The organism is Chitinophaga sp. YR573 (genome assembly GCF_900110995.1).
In the GTDB taxonomy this organism is placed as follows: Bacteria; Bacteroidota; Bacteroidia; order Chitinophagales; family Chitinophagaceae; genus Chitinophaga.
Genome location: NZ_FOJF01000003.1, coordinates 1,252,117 through 1,270,707, shown reverse-complemented (window position 1 = coordinate 1,270,707; position 18,591 = coordinate 1,252,117). Strand labels below are relative to the sequence as shown.

The 18,591-nt window shown below is 44.1% G+C and carries 11 protein-coding genes; 5 read left to right on the top strand and 6 right to left on the bottom strand.

Features of this window, described 5'->3' with window-relative positions; translation table 11 throughout:
* The first annotated feature begins 1 nt into the window (after position 1).
* On the top strand, positions 2–1,072 hold the full coding sequence (locus BMW86_RS31420) for an efflux RND transporter periplasmic adaptor subunit (RefSeq protein ID WP_089787780.1): 1,071 nt from the start codon (positions 2–4) through the stop codon (positions 1,070–1,072).
* 11 nt (positions 1,073–1,083) lie between these two features.
* Positions 1,084–4,134 (top strand): efflux RND transporter permease subunit, encoded by a 3,051-nt coding sequence (locus BMW86_RS31415; protein WP_089787778.1) that lies wholly within the window; start codon positions 1,084–1,086, stop codon positions 4,132–4,134.
* A gap of 213 nt (positions 4,135–4,347) precedes the next feature.
* Here the strand turns inward: BMW86_RS31415 and BMW86_RS31410 are convergent, their stop codons facing one another.
* Positions 4,348–5,115, bottom strand: a complete 768-nt coding sequence (locus BMW86_RS31410; protein ID WP_089787776.1) for an SGNH/GDSL hydrolase family protein — start codon at positions 5,113–5,115, stop codon at positions 4,348–4,350.
* Positions 5,116–5,981: 866 nt separating this feature from the next.
* On the opposite strand from BMW86_RS31410, the gene BMW86_RS31405 reads away from it, so the two are divergent.
* The gene (locus tag BMW86_RS31405; RefSeq protein WP_089787774.1) at positions 5,982–6,647 is read left to right on the top strand and encodes a response regulator transcription factor; all 666 of its coding nucleotides are present in this window, start codon (positions 5,982–5,984) and stop codon (positions 6,645–6,647) included.
* 309 nt (positions 6,648–6,956) lie between these two features.
* On the opposite strand, the gene BMW86_RS31400 is transcribed toward BMW86_RS31405, so the two are convergent.
* The 4 genes from BMW86_RS31400 to BMW86_RS31385 are packed head-to-tail and all read right to left on the bottom strand — an operon-like array spanning position 6,957 to position 13,983.
* Positions 6,957–8,705 (bottom strand): RagB/SusD family nutrient uptake outer membrane protein, encoded by a 1,749-nt coding sequence (locus BMW86_RS31400; protein WP_089787772.1) that lies wholly within the window; start codon positions 8,703–8,705, stop codon positions 6,957–6,959.
* Positions 8,706–8,722: 17 nt separating this feature from the next.
* Positions 8,723–12,232 (bottom strand): SusC/RagA family TonB-linked outer membrane protein, encoded by a 3,510-nt coding sequence (locus BMW86_RS31395; RefSeq protein WP_089787771.1) that lies wholly within the window; start codon positions 12,230–12,232, stop codon positions 8,723–8,725.
* 60 nt (positions 12,233–12,292) lie between these two features.
* Positions 12,293–13,306, bottom strand: a complete 1,014-nt coding sequence (locus BMW86_RS31390; RefSeq protein WP_089787769.1) for a FecR family protein — start codon at positions 13,304–13,306, stop codon at positions 12,293–12,295.
* Positions 13,307–13,365: 59 nt separating this feature from the next.
* Positions 13,366–13,983 carry an RNA polymerase sigma factor gene (locus BMW86_RS31385; RefSeq protein ID WP_089787766.1) on the bottom strand — a complete coding sequence of 206 codons (618 nt, stop codon included), beginning with the start codon at positions 13,981–13,983 and terminating at the stop codon, positions 13,366–13,368.
* 157 nt (positions 13,984–14,140) lie between these two features.
* Here BMW86_RS31385 and BMW86_RS31380 point away from each other — a divergent pair, with 157 nt between their 5' ends.
* The gene (locus tag BMW86_RS31380; RefSeq protein ID WP_089787764.1) at positions 14,141–15,361 is read left to right on the top strand and encodes a BamA/TamA family outer membrane protein; all 1,221 of its coding nucleotides are present in this window, start codon (positions 14,141–14,143) and stop codon (positions 15,359–15,361) included.
* Positions 15,362–15,391: 30 nt separating this feature from the next.
* Here the strand turns inward: BMW86_RS31380 and BMW86_RS31375 are convergent, their stop codons facing one another.
* Entirely contained in the window at positions 15,392–16,528 is a 1,137-nt protein-coding gene (locus tag BMW86_RS31375) for a FecR family protein (protein WP_177189458.1), read from the bottom strand.
* Positions 16,529–16,955: 427 nt separating this feature from the next.
* Here BMW86_RS31375 and BMW86_RS31370 point away from each other — a divergent pair, with 427 nt between their 5' ends.
* The gene (locus tag BMW86_RS31370; protein ID WP_089787761.1) at positions 16,956–18,539 is read left to right on the top strand and encodes a Na+/H+ antiporter; all 1,584 of its coding nucleotides are present in this window, start codon (positions 16,956–16,958) and stop codon (positions 18,537–18,539) included.
* Positions 18,540–18,591 lie beyond the last annotated feature (52 nt).

Genomic DNA, 18,591 nt, shown 5'->3' with positions numbered 1-18,591 from the left:
CATGAAAACATTACATGTTATTGCCTTACTGGCGCTCCTCTCCTCTTTTGCAGTTTCATGCGGAGAAAAAACATCAGCAGAACAGAAAAAAGAAACGGATAAAATACCGGTGAAACTATTGCCGCTGAATGGTCAGATAGCTGCTATCAGCCTGATCAATGTATCAGGACAATTTACCACTGATGATGAAGTAATGCTTTCTTTTAAAACCGGAGGGATCATACAAAGCCTGCTCGTAAAAGAAGGGGATGCCATTAAACAGGGACAGTTACTGGCTACCCTCAACCCTACTGAGATTGATGCACAGGTACAACAGGCACAGCTTTCCTATGATAAGTCAGTACGTGATCATCAGCGTATACAGAATCTTTACAAAGACAGTGTTGCTACACTGGAACAGTTACAGAACACTCAAACGGCTGTAGACATTGCACAGGAACAATTGAAAAGCGCACAGTTCAACCGCAGTCATTCTCAGATCAGGGCACAGGCAAATGGTTTTGTATTACGCAAACTGGCCAGCGAAGGACAAATGGTGCAACCCGGCACTGCCGTGTTTGAAACCAATGGTGCTCAATCCGGCAACTGGTTACTGCGCGTACCCGTGAGTAACAAAGAATGGGCCGCCATCAGGATACAGGATAAAGCACAGGTTGAAGTGGAATCTATTCCCGGTAAAACATTTAATGGTGTTATCTCCCGCAAATCAGAAGGTATCAATGCGGCTAATAACTCCTTTACAGCAGACATTAAACTGATGGGCGAAAAACCTGCTGCCATTGCTTTTGGCATGTTCGGCAAGGCGAAGATCACACCTGTTGTTCCTGCTGCCACAGAAGGTAACGGCCCATGGGACATTCCTTATGATGCGCTGCTGGAAGGCGATGGCAATACAGGATATGTATTTGTTACCACCGATAATAAAACAGCGCATAAGGTAACAGTTACTATCGCCGGTATGGAAAAAGATCATGTGATTATCAGCAAAGGATTGGAGAATGCAGGTTCACTGATCATCTCCGGCAGTGCTTATTTAACAGAAGGAAGTCCTATCACTATTACGAATAATTAATATCCTGGAACATGAAAATATCTTCATACGCAGTAAAGAACTACCAGTTCACGCTGGTGATCTTTATTATGATCGTTGTGTTGGGCATCACCACCATCCTTAATATGCCCCGTTCGGAAGATCCGGAAATGCATGCTCCTACCTATTCTGTAGCCATCGTATATCCGGGTACCAGTCCTAAAGACATGGAGAACCTCATCGTTGATCCGCTGGAAAAAGAATTCTCTGCACAGGAGAATATCAAACGTGTACGCACCAACATTGGGGATGGTCTTGCCGTGATAAGAATAGAATACAAATACAACAGTAATGTTGATGATAAATACCAGGAAGTGCTGCGTGTAATGAATGGCAAACGCAGTGAATTACCGGAGAATATCGGTGTAACAGTGATGCGCTTTCAGCCCAGTGACGTAAATATTATGCAGATAGCACTGGTATCTGAAAATGCACCCCGCGACAGGCTACAGTATTATGCAGAGAAATTACAGGATGAACTGGAACGTATCCGTTCTTTAAAGAATGTAGAGATCCATGGATTGCCCAACAGGCAGGTGCGCGTAGAACTGGCAACAGACAAAATAGCACAGATGGGTATCACTGCGGATAATGTGATGACCAGCTTACAGAATGAAATGGTGAATACGCCGGGTGGTAGTTTAGATGCGGGCAACCGTACCTTCAACATCAAAAGCAGTGGTAGTTATCAGCAACTGGACCAGATCAAAAACACCGTTGTATACAACAGCGCCGGAAAGAATGTTTTTCTGAAAGATATTGCCAATGTGTATTATGGTTATGACGATGAAACATACGCCACCCGCCTCAACGGGCATCGCAGTGTATTCGTTGTTGCAGCACAGAAAGAGGGAGAAAATATCAGTCAGACCCAAAAGCAGTATCAACCCGTTATCGCTCAGTTTAAAAAGACCTTACCTTCAAATATAGACCTGGTACAGAGCTTTGACCAGGCAGACAATGTAAACCACCGCCTGGGTGGATTAGGAGAAGACTTCCTCATCGCCATCCTGCTGGTAGCGGTTACACTGCTTCCTTTAGGCTTCCGCCCTGCATTGATCGTAATGATCTCTATCCCTTTATCTTTAGCTATCGGCGTCATCCTGTTGCAATTATTCGGGTATAACCTGAACCAGTTAAGTATTGTGGGATTGGTAGTAGCATTGGGGTTACTGGTGGATGACAGCATTGTGGTAGTAGAGAATATAGAAAGATGGATGCTGGAAGGACATACCCGTATGGAAGCTACTTTAAAAGCCACCGGACAGATAGGGAAAGCTGTAATAGGTTGTACAGCAGCACTGATGATTGCCTTTATGCCGCTGGTATTTCTGCCGGAAGGCGCCGGGGATTTCATCCGTGGTTTACCGCTGGCAGTGATCATGAGCGTATTTGCTTCTATGCTGGTTTCATTAACCATCATCCCTTTCCTTTCCAGTAAATTATTATCTCAACATACCGGCCACCCTGATGGTAATATCTTCATGCGTGCCCTTAAGCGCCTCATTCACGGCAGTTATTCCAAATTACTGGATAAGGCCCTGAACAGACCCGTACTGACCATCCTGGCCACCGTGGTTATCTTTGGTACCTCTCTGGTCCTCTTCAAGGTGGTGGGCTTCAGTCTCTTCCCAGCTTCGGAGAAACCTCAGTTCTTGATCAATATCACGGCACCACCTCAGTCCAGTCTTGCGTATACCAATAGTATTGCCAGAGACATTGAGAAGGTATTGAAAAATGAGTCTCAGATTAAATACTATTCTTCCAATATCGGGAAAGGTAATCCGCGGATCTATTACAACATTGTACCGGAGCATGAAAGGACCGACTATGCACAGATCTTTGTGCAACTGAATGAACATACTTCTCCGGATGTAAAACTGGCGCTCATTGAAAAGCTGCGTAAGTTATGGACACCCTATCCCGGTGCTAAAGTGGAAGTAACCAACTTTGAACAGGGACCTGCCGTTCCTGCCCCTGTAGAGATCCGCCTGTTCGGTGATAACCTGGATACCCTGCGTAACCTGGCGGCCCGTGCGGAAGTTCTTTTACAGCATACACAGGGCGCTATTTATGTCAATAACCCGGTGAATCTGCTGAAAAGCGATGTGCGTGTGGCGATTAATAATGAAAAGGCACAGCTGCTGGATGTTTCCAGTGTGACAATAGACCGTACGGTAAGACTGGCAGTAGCCGGACTGAACCTCGGGCATTATTCTGATAACAATGACAACGACTACGATATCCTGCTTACCCGCAATAAGGAAGGACATCCTACCCTGGATGTATTCAATAACCTGTATGTGAACAGTCGTACTGGTAAAGCCTACCCGCTTACCCAGCTGGCAGATCTCCGTCTGGAAACCTCTCCGCTCAGTATTCATCACCAGGAAAAAAGACGTGTGGTATCTGTTACTGCTTTTGTGCAGAAAGGTTTCCTGGTAGACCGTGTGATCAATGATGTGATCCAAAAGATGGATGGGATGAAGCTGCCTGCAGGATATAGTTATGAGATGGGTGGAGAAGTGGAATCAAGACAGGATTCTTTTGGTGGATTTATGAGCATTATCATCGTAACCATCTTCCTGTTTATCGCAGTGCTGGTACTGGAGTTTGGTACTTTTAAAAGTACGCTGATCGTATTATCTGTAATACCCCTGGGTATTGTAGGTGCCGCCATTGCGTTATGGGTTACAGGTAACTCACTGTCTTTCATTGCTATTGTGGGGATGATTGCCCTGGCAGGTATTGAGGTGAAGAATACGATCCTGCTGGTAGACTTTACCAACCAGCTGAGGGAACAGGGTAAACCACTGGAAACGGCTATCCGGGAAGCCGGGGAAGTACGTTTCTTGCCGATCGTGCTGACCTCTCTCACGGCGATTGGCGGATTATTCCCTATTGCCATCTCTACCAATCCGTTAATAGCGCCGCTTGCTATTGTACTGATTGGTGGGTTGATCAGTTCTACATTGTTGTCCAGAATAGTGACGCCGGTAGTGTATAAACTGATGCCTCCCAAGGTAAAGGCTGAATCCTTATAAAAGAGGAACAGAACAGGAATAAAACAGGTATTGAAGAGGTTCATCCTACGTTCATCCTACGTTAAAGACGTAGGATGAACGTAGGATGAACCTCTTCAATACCTGTTCAAGAGCCGATCAGAACCTCTTTTAGGTATAATAAGGGTATAATCAGATACTAAAAAGGCTCCTCACGGAGCCTTTTTAGTTTTACTGCAAGGTATATCAGTTGCTTTATTTTTTTACCGTCTCCAACCAGGAAGCAGCCATTAGCTCCGCTCCTGCCAGGCTTGGATGTACCCCATCTCCTGTCCAGTAAGAACCCGGTGCTACTTTCTGTGCCTTGTCAAAAATTGACTGGTAAGGTATATATGCCGCCCCATATTTATCTGCTATTTCTTTCGCTGCAGCGCGATAGTCATTAAAAGCAGGATACCACTTTTCATCTACTGCTCTTATACCAATCACTGCAAAGGGTTCACCTATTACCAGCTGTATAGCAGGCAGTTTCTGTTTGGTACGGTCCAGCAATGCGGTTAAATCATCCGTATAAGTTTTTATAGTGCCTTTGTAACCATTGGTCAGTGTATGCCAGAAGTCATTCACCCCGATCAGGATACTCAGCACATCAGGCTGTAATTGCAGGCAATCTTCTTCCCAGCGTTCTGCCAGCTGGTATACTTTGTTGCCGCTTATGCCTTTGTTAAAGATTTTCAGGTTCTTGTCCGGGAATTGTTGCAGCAACTGTGCAGCTGCCAGGAAAGCATATCCATCACCCAGAGCGCCCGGATTGTTGGCGTCACTTTTATCCCTTTTACGACCTGCATCTGTAATGGAATCTCCCTGAAAGAGGACTACCGCATCCTTTTTCAATGTTATCTTTTTTGCCAGACTTTCTTTGGCATTACCGGAAACCAGAGATGGAAGGCTTATCGCAGCCAGGCTACCAAGGGATACGTTCCGGATGAAATTTCTCCGGTTGGAATGAGTTTTCTGTTGCATGGAATTATTAGATTAAGTGTATACATTGCGGTTATAAAGACCTGCATGAAGAACTAAAACTAATAAATTTAACCAATAAAATAAAGATGCCGCCCAGGATTAGGCGGCAATTTAGTTATCTATCCTATGAAAACCTGTGTATAAATCACTTTACGGGAGCTGGTCCCAAATCTTTCGCAGTCGCCTGGTACACATTCACTTAAGCATACCAGGCTTAACGAGAGTTTGGCTTTATTATGGATATGGCTCTCCATTATTACTCCCAGGCAACTTTCTGATTATACCACATATCTGCTAAAATGCTCATTGGTATAATTTTTTATGATGAATATGCCTGGTGATAAATGCTTTATACATTTTCTACTGTAAAGATGTACAATAGATGCGGTAGATTTTGTAAATTTCAGTTGCCCTTTTGGAAAATGAGTAAGGACACACATATTCCTAGGTGCTAACACTTATTTTAAGCATTGTCGAAAGCCAAACATTCTGAAACCGCCGTTATTTAACGCATATTTACGTGTACACTGACCGACTTTAGACATACCCCATATCTTCTCTTGAAAGACTTCACAATAAATTATCCTTAAAAAGTTAGATACTATAATAAGGGATGGAAGTAATTACCTATCATTAAAAAACATACTTTGAAAATTCTTTTACTCATGCTTCATTTTATCACAACCGCTACCTGCACAGAGAAAAACTATTCAGGAAGTTATCCCACATCGTTCTATTGACAATCAAAATGTTCGTATTCACACTAAATCTATATGCGGATGAAAATTTATACCACATCCAGTTGTTATGCGTTTTATCATAGTGGTATAACAGGTACGTATAAACTACCTCAAATTTATTAACACATGAAGGATCCTATCTATAAAATATTATTGCTCGAGGAAGATATCACTTTGATAAAAAAGATTCAGCAGTTACTGACCTTACACAACTACGATGTCATCACCTGCACTTCTGCAGAAGAAGGTATTTTTATGAGCCGGCAATACAGACCCGACCTGATAGTATCTGGTGTAAAGCTGCGTGGTGGCAGCGGTTTCCACTTCCTTATGGAATTGCGTAATGACCCTACGCTTCAACACATTCCTTTTATTTTTATCAGTGGAAAAGAGGGGAAAGAAGATATGCGCATGGGCATGAACCTGGGCGCGGATGATTTCCTGACCAAGCCATTTAAAAGCAAAGAACTGATTATGAGTATTAAATCGAGGTTGATCCGGTTTACGATTTTTAATATTCAGGGAAGGGATAGAAAACATACAACGATCGTATCAATGCCTGTTATTGCACCTGAAATTCATAATAAACTGAGTAAGACGGAATTCAGGATTATGCAGATGATTGCAGAAGGTCTGAGTACAAAAGAGATTGCCCAGACATTAAATATCAGTATCAAAACGGTAGAGAATCACCGACATAATATCTCTAAAAAGCTGAACCTCACCGGTCATAATTCCCTGATTAAATACGCTATTAAAAACCTTACCCAGCAATACCGGATTTTATCTTAATATGTAAAGTAAGATAATCCAAAGCCGGTTAAAGTAAAATCAAAGCTCTGTTAGCGCCGTGTTTGTGGATAAATCAAAGCTCCGTTAGGAGCTCCGTGTTTGTAGATAAAATCGATCTTCTCTTTAATTGACTCCGTAGGAGTCCCCTCTAAATTGCGAATAGAAGGGGACTCCTACGGAGTCTGTGTTTTGTTATTTAACATGTTTTCTACAAACACGGAGCTCCTAACGGAGCTTTGAATTTACTACAAATACAGAATTGGGTTAGACAGTTTTGTCCCCCGTTCTATTATTTGTCCCCTGTCCTAGTTAATGGTATCCGTTATTCTGTTGTAATGTATTGGTCCCACCATTGGTGGTAAGGTCTATCTGCCGCTGTGGGATCGCAAAATATTCATTGGTACCCTTGGTAAAGCTGGCACCCTCAACGTCCAGTGTGAGATTCCCTTCAAAAGCAAAATAAGCATTCAGCGTTTCACTCGCTATTCCCCAACGCACGAGGTCAAAGAAGCGGTGACCTTCCATCGCCAGTTCAAGCTTACGCTCAAAGTAGATGGCTTTCAGCGCAAAGTCTTTGCCCTTTGTAGCGAAAGTACCTGCCGGATAACGGGCTATGTAATAATTAGCCGCCGGTACATCCTGGAAGCCATCCATTGGCGCCGAATCATCTTTATACAGGTATACTTCGCTTTCCGGTCTCGCAGCCCTGCCCCGCACGCTATCCACTAAAGCCTGTGCCTTATCGAGGTTCGCCTGCTGGGCGGCACATTCTGCTGCCAGCAGCAGGATATCGGCATAACGGATCAGGTTGTAGTTGATGGCATTACCCGGCGCCCATCCTCTTGGATCATAATATTTGTCCTGGGTAGCCTGCCAGTACACATTCTTTTTCGGAGAATAATGACCAGCAGTAGAGGCTTCCCTGATCCAGGCATCACCCGGATGCACGCCCCAGTCGAGGTATGGAATACCCTGCCTTCCTACTGTCCAGTCCAGGCGGGGGTCCAGAGTCTCCGTAGTAATGCTGTGACTGTTGTAATCGTCCAGGTAAGGCAATCCCTGGGCGTCTGTGATATAAGAATTTACGAGGTCCTGGGTGGGCTGGAAAAAGCCGCAACAGCTGAAAGGCCCGTTGTAGGGATAGTTCAGCATTTCGCCCTGATTAGCATTGGCAGTGGTACCGGAATTATCATTGGCATCGAATTGTATGGCAAAAACGCATTCCGATGTATTCTCTGTGGCAGCATCAAAATTATCTTCAAAACGGTTCCTTAACTGGTAATGCTCTCCTTTTGAAGTAACACCGGAAACGAGGATCTGATCAAACAGCGCTTCCGCTTCAGGGTATTTATGCTCATACATGTATGTTTTTGCCAGGTAACAGGCAGCAGCCCATTTATTGGGGCGGCCAACTTCCGACTGTGTCAATGGCAGTTTCTCCCAGGCAAACTGGAAATCTGCCTCTATATTGGGCCAGATATCCTTGTTATTAGGTGTTTTCATGTCCGTGGTCGTTTCATCTATCCACGGCACCATGTTAAACATCTTTTTCAGGTCGCTGTAGTAATGAGCACGCAGGAAATGTGTTTCTGCCTGCACCTCGGTTTTCTCTTCGTCAGTCATATCTGTTACCTGGGGTAACAGGCGGAGCACCGTATTACAACGGGTAACGCCTTCATAGTCTACCCTCCATTTATCATTGAGGAAGCTGTTGGTAGCACCGGCTGTATAACGGGCAAGGTCCAGTATAGGCGGTGCATCAAAATGATCACTTCCCTTATGGGCATCTCCTCCGCATACGCTGCCATAGATCCAGTTATCAGGAGATACTGCAAACCCTGCTCCACCGGAGAGGTTGGTCATGTCCCCATCTGTAAAATCCTGCCCGTCCAGAGCACCATACACACCTACCAGCAGGGCATTGATCCCCTTCTTATTGGCAACAAGGTTTTCCTTTAAGGAAGAGGGCGGCACACGGTCCAGGAAGTTTTTACAGGCAGGGCTACAAAGCCCTATTCCTGCCAGGATTGCTATACTTATATTTTTATTGAGTTTCATGGTTGTAAGATTTAACATCAGAACGTAAGATTTAAACCTGCCAGGAACTGGCGCTGACTGGGATAAGTACCTTCATCAATCCCAAAACTCCTTACATCACTTCCACCTATTTCAGGATCTATTCCGCTGTATTTGGTGATAGTGAAAAGATTGGCTGCCTGTACATAGATCCTCAGTCTTTCTATATGGCTCCTGTTGCCAAACTGCTGAGGGAAAGTATACCCTAACTGCACATTCTTGCAACGTAAATAAGCACCGCTTTCTACATAATAAGAATTGGGTACACTGTTGGTACTGAAAGAGCCTTCCCCTTCCTGTATGGGCGCTTTAGCGTTGGTACGGTCCGGCAGCCAGGAATCATAAAGCGCTGTTTTACTCTTAGCTCCGTCGAAAGAAGAAGCGAAGTCTGTCCACCATCTTACCTGGTTCCAGATCTGGTTACCATGTACCCCGAACAGGAACATACTGAAGTCGAATTGTTTGTAGGTAAGTCCGAGGTTGATACCATAAGATACCTTGGGATTTGGATTACCCAGGAAGGTACGGTCGTCTGAATTGATGACGCCATCATGGTTCAGGTCTGCGTATCTGAAACGTCCGGGAGCGGCGGCTTCCTGGAAAGTAGCACTGGGATCATTGGTTTTCGCCTGGGCTTCCTGGTCTGCTTTATCCACTTCGTCCTGGCTATTCCAGAAACCGGTGATCTTATAACCGTAAAAGCTGGAAATAGGCTGTCCCACTGCATTACGGATAATGCTTTCGCTGAAGTTACGCGCCTCACTGTCGAAATAATCTACTCCTTTCGCTATTTTAACGATCCTGTTTTTGAAGGTGGTGAGTGTTACTGTCGCATCAAATTTCAGGTCTTTGGTGATGTCTGTATGCGAAGTAACAGTGAGGTCAACACCCTGGTTCTTCATGTTAGCCACATTGGAATAGGGTGCTGGTGCTGTACCATAGGTACCGGGTAATTCACTGTTGTATAAGAGGTCTTTGATGTTCTTCTGGAAATAATCCGCAGAGACTTCCAGTTTACCACCAAACAGGGTTGCATCTATACCAATGTTGGTATTGATATCACTCTCCCATTTAGCATCAGGATTACCGATCTGTACCTGCTGGAAGCCCAGTAAAACACTGTTATTGGTGCCCTGTAAATCATAATAGGAAGTATTCTTATTACCGCCATATAATGTGAAGGCGTTACCCGGAGTAAGACTTAACTGGTTACCCATGATACCCCATCCTCCACGGATTTTCAGGTCTGTCAGCCAGCTTACGTCTTTCAGGAATGCTTCCTGAGAGATACGCCATCCGGCACTGGCTGCAGGGAACATGCCATAACGGTGATTGACACCGAATTTAGACGAACCATCGCGGCGTAGTGTTCCACTGATCAGGTATTTATCATTAAAGCTGTAATCTACTCTTGCTATCAGTGATAATAAACCGGCAGAATAACGTGTAGACTTAATCGTTTGTCCGCCTGAACCGGTACCGTTATCTACGTAATCAGGATCGAAGGAGAAATAATCCTGGGTAGTACCTATCTGTTCACGGGTACGTTCATCATACGCTTCTGTACCTACCAGTACATTCAGGTTATGTACTTTATTAAAGGTATTATGATAATTCAGGGTATTGGTCCAGGTCCAGTTGTGCGCAAAATCGGTCGTCTCTGTATAAGAGTTTACGCCGGCATTTTCTTTATTCTCGTACTGAGGATAGGTGAAATTATGGCGCCAGCCTGAGTTTACTTCACCACCAAAACTGGTATGTAAGGTGAAGTGTTCCAGCAGGTCTACATCCGCATAGATATTACCGAATACACGGTTTACCTGTCCCCTGTCATTACGGGTGCGGTATTGCATGGCAACCGGGTTCATTGCATCCCCTAATCCTATCCCGTTTGAACCACCAAAGTTGCCTTTGATATCATATACGGGGATGATAGGTTGTTCACGGATAGCCATACCCACCGCCCCACTGGCGGTGAGCAGGTCTACCGTTGGGTTATCTGTAACAGAGAAAGACAAGTTTTCCCCTACCCTAATATTCTTCGAGATGTTGAACTGACTGTTAGAACGGATAATATATCTTTTCAGATAAGTATTCGTCAAAGTTCCCTGTTGATTATAATAGTTCAGAGAGAAGAGGTAATTGCCCCTGTCACTACCGCCGCTTACAGACAGGTTATGACTGGTCATGTTCGCGGGCTTAAAGATTTCATGGAACCAGTCGGTTCCTGCTTTATTAGCCTTTGTGATGTAGTAAAAGCTGTTGTAATCGTCCTGGTCTGTATAATTCGGATTTACATAATAGAGATCAGGATTCACGCGGGGATCTCCTTCCATTAATCCTACAGGTTGCAGGTAATCCGGTAACCTGGGAGTAGCACCATTACCGTACAGCGTATCGCTCAATGGGGTACCTGTGTTTTTATAAGACAGCCAGCGAAGGTTTGCCATTTCCTGCGAGTTCAATGTATGAAAAGCATTGCCACCTTTAGGATACTGACGGCCATAAAATGCATCGTATTTTACTTTTACTTTACCGGTCCCTTTTTTAGTGGTGATGATGATAACCCCGTTGGAAGCGCGGGAACCGTATACAGAAGCAGCACCGGCATCTTTCAATACCTGCATGGATGCCACATCATTCGGGTTCAGGTCATTGATACTCTGGGTGGGTACACCATCCACTACATACAGTGGTGTATTATTATCAAAGGTATTGACACCGCGGATACGTACTACAGGTTCCTGGCCGGGCTGACCGGACCCTATAACGGTAACGCCTGATGCCTGTCCCTGTAACTGGCTGGTTACCTGTCCGGACGGCTGTTTCACCATTTCCCCTATGTCTACGACAGTTACTGCACCGGTGAGGTCTTTTTTACGTTGTGTAGTGTAACCGGTAACGATCACTTCATTCAGGGTGCTGGTATTTTCTGTCAGTGTGATGTTTATTTCAGACTGACTACCTACTACAACCGACTTTGCTTCATATCCTACAAAGGAGATTTCCAGTACCTCATTACCAGTACCCGGGATGTTGAGCGTATAGGTACCGTCCGGTGCTGTTACAGCCCCTATGGAAGTACCCTTTACACGTACCGTAACACCTGGCAGGGCAGCGCCTTTAGCGTCTGTGATCTTACCATGTACAGGCCGTGAAACGGCATCTGTAGCGGAAGAATGTGTAGCTTCTTTTGCGGTGATGAGATAAAAGTGTTCCCGCACTTTCTGATAAGAGAGGTTGAAAGGTGCTAATACTTTTTCCAGCACTTCTTCCGGTGATTTACAGGCATCGAGATCTACTTTTGCCTTCTGGTCTTTCACCAGGTCGCTTTTATACGCAATAGAAACACCGAATTTCACTTCCGTTTGCCGGAATAACTGTTTTAATAATACTTCCTCCTGCTGTTCCTGTGGATGTAGTACAGATGCAGGTATAGCAATAGCACAAGGCGACAGGCCACATAATGCAATAGCATGCACCAGCAGCACACGTAAATGTTTATTCATGTGCAATTCAGATTTTGGTTAATAAAAATTTAGGGTATCCGTTTCCCTACGTGGTTCAGATTAATGTTTATAAAAATGTACGCCAAAAGCCTTTTCAAACTGAATCAGCATGGTATCTGCATTGTATACGATGGGCATTGAACCGGAAACCCGGTACCGCAGCATCTTTGTATCTTTTACAGACACCTGTTTATCAAATACCTGCTGCATAAACTGAATCGCATCGGCTACAGTATATTCGTCCATCATCAGTTGCCCGTGCGTCCATGCTACTATTTTCGTTACATCTGTTCTGCTTTTGGTGTATTCTCCGTCCTGTTTATTATAGCGGAGCATTTCGCCGGGTTGCAGGTATAGTTGTGTTTCATTCTGGCTTTGCTGTTCTGTAATATGCAGTTTGATACTTCCCTGTTGCAGTGTTACAGCTATCTTATTTCCAAAGTTGCTGACATTGAATTGTGTGCCTAATACCTCTACAGATAGACGGTCGTCCGTATGTACAATGAATTTTGTATTTTCTTTTGTGTGATGCACATGGAACCATGCTTCGCCATCCAGCCATACTTCTCTCACCTCTGCATTTTTTTGTGCGTATACCAGTCTTGAGCCTGCATTTAAAACAACTTCCGAGCTATCCGGCAGCAGCAGTCTTTTCGTTTCCCCTGGTGCAGCCGATGTACTGAGCGTAAGCGCCTGGAATTGCCTGTTTTCGTGCGTTATCCAGAGCGTTCCCAGTAAAACGGCCAGTAATACAGCGGCGGCGTATTTCCAGGAAAACAGCCTGTGTAAACGGCTTTTCTGTGGCAGGGTCTGTACCGGCAGTTCATCTGTGGCGATATCATCCCAGATGGCATCCCAGAGCTGGTCTTTTTGTTCACCTGACAGCGGATAATCCCTGAATTGGATAGATTTCACCAGTATGATGGCATCGTCCACCACTTTTTGTTTCTCAGGATGTTGTCTGAGCCAGCTTTCCCATTGGTAATTGTTCTTTACGTCCGGTTTAAGTACCCATTCCTGGAAGTTTTCATCCAGTGCAAAATCACGTGCTGTATATATATGGTACTGCTGCAAACTGTCTCTTTTATATAAAGAGACGGAGAGTAAACAAATCTCATCGTTTTTGGGAAAATTTATTTTCCGGGGCTGAAAAGCAGTAATAATACGGTGGCCGGGAGCATCTTTTTGAGTACACCGATAGCTTTGGAGATAATATTATATACGGAGTCTACTTTCATAGACATCAGGTCGGCTACTTCCTGGTAAGAGAGTTCGTGGAAAAACCTCAGATAGATAGCTTCTCTCTGGCGGCGGGGTAAGGCGGCCAGGGCTGCATAGAGTTGCTGTTGTTGTTCCTGTTGTTTTTCGTCCTGTATAATGAAATGTTCCCTGGGGGGGATCAGTTCAAAATCGAAGGGTATTTCGGAAGTTTGGGCGCGGTGACGGCGGTCTTTCTCCAGGGCACGGAGTAAGCGCCTTCTAAGGCTGCTGAGCAGGTAATAACGGATATTCTGCAACTGGTCTGCCAGGTGTTCCCGGGTCTGCCACAGATCGTGGAAAAGCTCCTGTAAGCAATCACGTACCTGTTCGCCATCTCCACAGAAATGCACACCATAATGGTACAGGTCATCTACATGCTCCTGGTAGATCATGGCAAATGCGTCCCGGCTTCCATTCCGGAAGTTATCCCATAGCTCTTCCTGTGGTAATGCTTTGTATAAAGCAGTCATTGATGGCTTTACTGCTTCCATATCTGTTTTTTGGTTGATGTGAACCCTCCTGTTGTTATAAAAATAATCGTTTTCGGGAATTATTTTTTAAAAATATGCGGAAAATGGCGCTGGTATAGTATTTGATTTAAAGTAAGAGACAATGCGGATAATTTCAGACCACCACTTGCCCAATTGCATGCTAAAAATCATATTCACAGCTTTACTCTTATTCCCATTTATATTATTCGCACAGGATGCATCTAATTTAATACCTAAAAAGGATGTAGTAAAAGATACATCAGGACAAAAAGATCTGGTAGACATTGCAAAAAGCCTCTTTAAGATTAAACCCACAAGAACAAGAAGACTGGAAGATAAAAGAGTGTATTTCTCATTTCTGCCTGTCAGCGGTAGTGTTCCGGGCGGAAGCGGGCATGCATTGGTCACCAGTACCACTGCGGGTATTTACTTAGGTCCACGCCGCACTACCAATATATCCAGTGCTACATTTGCACCATATTTCAACTTCAAAGGACGGTTTGGACTGCCACTGCGGACAAGCATATGGATGCCGAACAATTCATGGATCATGCAGGGAGATACAAGGCTGCTGGTATATCCGCAATATACCTGGGGACTGGGTACCAGTCATGATTACGATGACAGGACTTTAGTAGATTACAGGTACCTGCGCTTTTACCAGAGCGCCCTCAAACGCATTACGCCTTACCTGTACGCCGGTGGCGGTTACAACCTGGATTACTACGCTAATGTAAAGAGCAGCGATACAGCAGTGAATTTAAAGACATTCACAAATTATCCTTACGGAACGGATGGCAGGTCTTTTTCATCCGGTTTAACTATCAACTTATTATATGATACCCGTAATAACTCCATTAATCCATTACCTGGTGCCTATGCTAACGTTGTATATCGTTTTAACCCCAGGTTCCTTGGCAGTAACAGTAACTGGCAATCATTGTACCTTGATGCGAGGAAATATGTCTCTTTAAACGCCATCAAAACGAACAGGCAGAATAGTTTAGCATTCTGGACTTACTACTGGACATCATTACGCAGTAATACGCCTTATCTTAATTTACCAAGTATAGGCTGGGACCCGGGTAACAGATCGGGAAGAGGGATAGATCAGAACCGTTACCGTGGTACACGATTACTTTACCTGGAAAGTGAATACAGGAGAGATATTACTGATGACGGACTATTCGGCTTTGTTGTGTTTGCGAATATAAATACGGTAAGTGGATCGGGATCTATGTTCACAACGTGGAACCCTGCTGTTGGAACGGGTCTGAGGATTAAATTTAATAAGGGATCAAATACCAATATCTGTATTGATTATGGCATGAGTAAAGGATACAGTGCAATAAAACTCAATCTGGGAGAAGCGTTCTAATGAAAAAGGCTCCATCAGGAGCCTTCAGAACTATTTAAAATGTAGCACCCCCTGTTTATCATAAGAATGCTTCACATTACCTACTATTTCTAATGTTTCCAGGAAATAATCCAGGTTCTGTAGTTTCTCTAATCCACCGGTGAATTTCTTAGTTGCTATTTCAGGATTATCAAACGCTACTTTCACACCATACCAGCGCCCTATTACTCCGGCAATATCCTGCAGGGAAGTATTGTGGAAGATATAGATACCCCGCATCCAGGCTAATACTTCATCTTCATCAAACTTACGAACATCAAATTTTTCACCTTCCAGTACCGCTTCCTGTCCTGGTTTTAAAATCACCTGTGTTTTGCCTGTCCTGGAAGCGATGGCCCCGCTTACCAGCGAAGTACTCATCACAGCGTCTTTATAGGCACTAACGTTAAAGGTTGTACCCAGTACCTCTATATCAGATTTTTGGGTGTGTACGATGAATGGTTTCGTAGCATTTTCAGCTACTGTAAAGAAGGCTTCTCCTTCCAGGAATACTTCTCGCTTGTCTCCGTTGAAAGTAAAGGGGAAACGGAGCCTGGAAGTAGCATTCAGCCATACTTCAGTTCCGTCGGACAACATCAGTTTATAATCCATTTTTGGTGGAACTACCAATGTGTTAAATCCTTCTCCTGTTCCTGTATATTGTAATTTCTTAGCCCCTGCACTCAATTTTACATCTCCGGCAGAAAGTTGCTGACTATTCTGATTATAAGGCAACATCACTGTTTGCCCGTTGGCCAGTTTTAATTGTAATCCTGGTTTCTCCGCTGTTACTGCTACTGCCAGTTCTTTTGGCTGGGGAGTTCTCATTTGTTCCGACTGCCACACAAAAACAAGCCCGGTACCCACAACACCTGTTACAAGGGCAGCTATTAACCACCTGCTGGACCACCACATTCTTCTGGGGCGAGGCTGTAACTTCTCCTCTACCAGTTGCCAGGCAGCATCCGTATTCATCTCATGCCAGAATCTTTCTTCACCCTGGATAGATGGACTGTGTTTAATTGCTTTCCACATCAGTTCTATATCTTCGTGAATATTAATAAGCCCGGTAACATACTCATTGTCTGGCTCACTGATAGTTCCGTTGCGCTTTTGTAACAATAGCTGGTAAATACGCTCGTGATTCATTTTATTGCTGAATTTTGGAGGTTTCCGTTTTCCACATAAACTGGGATAACGTTGGAATCTCTGCAATCTATTGCATGAAGCTACACACATCCATTCATTCAAACTGTTAATTACCAGTTAATGGTTCTGCTAACAATTTGTTATTTATATTATTATTTTGCAATAACTGATATTAATTACACTCAACATAATACTATTTTGTCATAACCAACCAGAACGGGAGGCTTACTCGTTTTAGCAATTGTTTGAATTTCACAATTGTAAGGTTGAATTTTGCAACATAAAGACCCCTGACGAATTGTATTTTTGCAACAGAAAATCTGATCAGGGATAAAAGTGTCCTTAAGACCTTTATCGAAAACCTGGTCTCTGGATTGTTGTAATTTCTTTATCTTACTACTTCTGACCTTACTAACCAAAATCTTGCATGCTCACCATCTTTATTCAATATATCGTTTTGATCATTATCATTTTATTCCTGGTAATGGTTGCAGACAAACTTAAAATTGCATACCCTATTGTACTTGTAATAGGTGGATTGATACTAAGTATCACCCATGCAATACCTGCTATTAACATCAACCCGGAAATGATCCTCGTGATGTTCCTGCCACCCCTTCTTTATGAGGCGGCATGGTATACTTCATGGAAAGAGTTCTGGAAGTGGCGGCGGGTCATCTCCAGTTTCGCTTTTCTGATTGTGATCCTCACTTCTTTTGTGGTTGCTTTTATATCCAGCAGGATCATTCCCGGTTTTACGCTGGCCCTGGGTTTCTTGCTGGGGGCTATCGTTTCTCCTCCTGATGCAGTATCCGCTACTTCTATCCTGAAATATGTGAAAGTTCCCAGAGGGCTCTCTGCTATCATTGAAGGAGAAAGCCTATTAAATGATGCGTCCAGTTTGATCGTCTTTCGTTTTGCGCTGATAGCGGTGAGTACCGGTCAGTTCATTTTCCATGAAGCAGCTATCAGTTTTGTAGAGGTGATTGTGATGGGTATTGGTACCGGCCTCATTGTAGGGCTGATTTATTATGCGGTACTGCGTTGGTTGCCTACCAGTCCGAATATGGATATTGTATTAACCCTTACCGCTCCTTATGTGATGTATATTGCGGCAGAAAACTTCCATTTCTCCGGCGTACTGTCTGTTGTAAGCGGGGGATTGTTTCTTTCCAGCCGCAGCCAGACCATCTTCAATTTCCGCAGCCGTCTGCAGGGATCAAATGTATGGTCTACGATAGGCTTTGTGCTGAACGGACTGGTATTTATGCTGATAGGCCTGCAGCTGCCTATGATCGTTGAGCAGTTAGGGCCTGTGAGCTTACAGAAAGCGATTGGTTATGGTTTGCTTATCACATTTGTGCTGATCGTTACCAGGATACTCTGTACACTGGGTGCCTCTGTATTCACAGTGTTCATCAGCCGTTACATTACTACGGCCGACAGCAGGCCGGGATGGAAAGGTCCGCTTATACTCGGATGGGCTGGCATGCGGGGAGTGGTATCCCTGGCCGCAGCCTTGTCTATACCCGCCTTTATGAGCAATGGAATGGCATTCCCGCAGCGTAATCTCATCCTCTTTATCACTTTCATGGTCATCTTACTTACTCTATTGGTACAGGGTCTTACTTTACCCCTGGTGATCAAATGGATTAATGTGGAAGACCGGGACCAATATACGCCTGCTGAGGAACAGCATTTACATGTAAGAAAGAAACTGGCGAAGCATAGCCTGGCGTATCTGCAGGAACAGTACCATGATAAATTACAGACGAACCCTTCCCTGCAAATGCTGCAAGCACGCTTTGAAAGGGAAATGTCTATCATGGACCCCGATGTGAAATCAGATCAGGATGATTATTCGCAGATCTATTTACAGTTGCTGCAACATCAGCGCATCTTTTTACATGAGCTGAATAAAAAAGAGGGAACAGATGAAGATGTGATAAGAAAATATGAGGAGATACTGGATTTAGAAGAAGAAAAGATCAGGCATAAATCTGATAATTAATATTTTCACGTGAATACAGGCATCCCTCCCCTTACCTATCGCAGCTCCTTAG